At 63.6% G+C, this 338-nt stretch carries 1 protein-coding gene; it reads left to right on the top strand.

The genetic code is table 11. From position 1 onward, the window contains the following. Positions 1–29 precede the first annotated feature (29 nt). Positions 30–338 (top strand): hypothetical protein (locus tag B0D78_RS12995; RefSeq protein ID WP_205948335.1); only part of this gene is annotated, 309 nt, incomplete at its 3' end.

The following is a 338-nucleotide window of genomic DNA, read 5'->3' as shown; positions in this document are numbered from 1 at the left end:
GTGTTCTCGGCGCCACGACGACCTTCCGCATGCCCGCGAAAAACGTGACGCTTACCGCCAGCTTTATCGCGAAGACCCAGATGCCTGCAATTGCGGTCAGATCAACGACAAACGCCGGCGATGACACAGCCAAGGAGCCCGCGTCCGCAACGGCAGCCGCCACCGACAAGGGCAAATTCACGTTCACCCGCACGATTACGAGCGGTGCGCTGACGGTGTACTACTCCATCCGGGGGACGGCGACGAAGGGCACCGACTACCAGTCCATAGCCGGAAGCGTCACCTTCGCGGACGGCGCTGCGAGCGTTTCGCGCGAGATCGAGCCCCTGTACGACGGC

The organism is Pyramidobacter sp. C12-8 (genome assembly GCF_002007215.1).
GTDB lineage: Bacteria > Synergistota > Synergistia > Synergistales > Dethiosulfovibrionaceae > Pyramidobacter.
The sequence above is the reverse complement of the archived record's forward strand: the minus strand, read 5'-3'. Positions and strand labels throughout refer to the sequence as shown.